Source organism: Eudoraea sp. (assembly GCF_049665975.1).
Classification (GTDB): Bacteria; Bacteroidota; Bacteroidia; order Flavobacteriales; family Flavobacteriaceae; genus Eudoraea.
In genome coordinates, this window is the sequence record NZ_JBATGR010000022.1 from 1 (window position 1) to 2,051 (window position 2,051).

Sequence of the window (2,051 nt, forward strand, 5' to 3'; positions counted from 1 at the left end):
TTGATACATTTATTACCGATACTTATGGAACCGCGGTTGGCGTTATTAATCCGGAAGCAAAATACAGAGTTGTCATTGAAGGACATTCCGATGAGATTTCCTGGTATGTAAACTATATTACAGATAATGGCCTTCTATATGTCATTCGCAATGGTGGTAGTGATCATCAAATTGCTCCTTCCAAATGGGTAAATATTCATACTAAAAACGGAATTGTGAAAGGTGTCTTTGGATGGCCCGCTATACATACTCGAGACCGTGCTAAAGAAGAACCCCCTAAATTAGATAATATTTTTATTGATATTGGGGCAAAGGACAAAGAAGAAGTGAAGAAAATGGGAGTCCATGTAGGCTGTGTTATCACCTATCCCGATGAATTCCAGGTCTTAAATAACGATAAATTCGTCTGCCGTGCTATTGACAATAGAGCCGGTGGATTTATGATAGCTGAAGTTGCCCGACTTTTACATGAAAGTAAGAAAAAATTGCCCTTTGGACTTTATATCACGAATGCAGTACAGGAAGAAATTGGTCTTCGAGGAGCGGAAATGATTTCACAAACCATACGGCCGAATGCCGCAATAATTACAGATGTGTGCCATGATACCACGACGCCTATGATCGATAAGAAAAAACAAGGGCATACAGAATTGGGGGCCGGACCTGTAATTTCTTATGCCCCCGCAGTTCAGAATAAACTTAGGGAACGAATTATTGAAACCGCCGAAGCCAAAAAAATACCATTTCAGCGAATGGCGGCATCCAGATCAACCGGTACAGATACCGATGCCTTTGCCTATAGCAATGGCGGAGTGGCCTCTGCTCTTATTTCTCTGCCTTTGAGATATATGCACACTACCGTAGAAACAGTGCACCGAGATGATGTGGAAAATGTAATTCGTTTAATTTATGAAACCTTATTAAATATTAAATCCGGGGAAACATTCAGTTATTTTGATTAACTGAAGCTCCTAAATAAATACATTTCGTACTGCCAAAATATGGATGAATTTATAGACAGTCTAGATGAAAATGGGAAGTTTACCGGAAAGACTATTTTAAAATCTGTAGCACATAGGAACGGTGTCTTTCATCCCACCGTACATATTTGGTTTTATACTAAAAGAGGGGAAGTACTGATACAACAAAGAGGTAAATTCAAGGATACACATCCTCTTCTTTGGGATGTATCAGTTGCCGGGCATATTGGTGCCGGAGAAGACATCTACAAAGCGGCAATAAGAGAGGTTAAGGAAGAAATAGGATTGATCATAACAAAAGAAGATCTTGTTAAAATTGGTGTTTTTAAATCGAGTCAGCGTCACGAAAAAAATCTCATAGATAATGAATTTCACCATACATTTCTATGTAATATGAAAGTTCCTTTTAATACTTTAAAAAAACAGGAAAGTGAGGTTGAAGCTTTAACAATGATTCCACTGATTAAGTTTGCAGAAGAAGTTTGGGGCTTAGCCAATACTGAAAAATACGTTCCTCATAGCACCGAATATTACAAAACAATTATAAAGTCAATTAAGAAACAACTTTAAATCCTCGAGAAATCCTTTAACATCTTCGAAGTCATAGGTTTTCTGATCTCCTTTGGACATGTTTTTGACTACAAAAGAATTATCTGCTAATTCGCGATCCCCGATGATAACAATAAAAGGCACATTCCTTTTATTTGCGTATTTCATTTGCTTCTGCATTTTGGAAGAATCAGGATAAATATCGACCTTGACATCTTCTTTTCTTAGCTTTCCAATTAATTTTAGGGACGCCATCGCCTCCTGCTCGCCAAAATTCAAAAATAATACATCTAATGCCCGGCCGATGTTATCCGGAAAGAGGCCCAATTCTTCCATAACCAGATATATTCGATCCAACCCAAAGGAAATTCCAATTCCACTCATATCCTTTAACCCGAAAATCCCGGTTAGATCATCATAACGTCCACCACCACCAATAGATCCCATACTTATTTCAGCAGGAGGGGCTACTTCAAAAATTGCTCCGGTATAATAGTTTAATCCTCTTGCCAGGGTGACATC

3 protein-coding genes are annotated in these 2,051 nt (G+C 38.3%); 2 read left to right on the forward strand and 1 reads right to left on the reverse strand.

Translation table 11 applies throughout. The features are described from left to right. Both WBN20_RS00745 and WBN20_RS00750 read left to right on the forward strand, forming a co-directional pair. A partial coding sequence (locus WBN20_RS00745) for a M42 family peptidase (RefSeq protein WP_424280357.1) occupies window positions 1-962 on the forward strand: 962 nt, incomplete at its 5' end. Window positions 963-1,001: 39 nt separating this feature from the next. Then, window positions 1,002-1,550, forward strand: coding sequence for an NUDIX hydrolase (locus tag WBN20_RS00750; RefSeq protein ID WP_424272469.1), 549 nt, complete (start codon window positions 1,002-1,004; stop codon window positions 1,548-1,550). Here the strand turns inward: WBN20_RS00750 and WBN20_RS00755 are convergent. After that, window positions 1,530-2,051: His/Gly/Thr/Pro-type tRNA ligase C-terminal domain-containing protein (locus WBN20_RS00755; RefSeq protein ID WP_424280358.1), on the reverse strand; the 522-nt coding region annotated here is incomplete at its 5' end. The two genes, WBN20_RS00750 and WBN20_RS00755, sit on opposite strands and share 21 nt — an antisense overlap.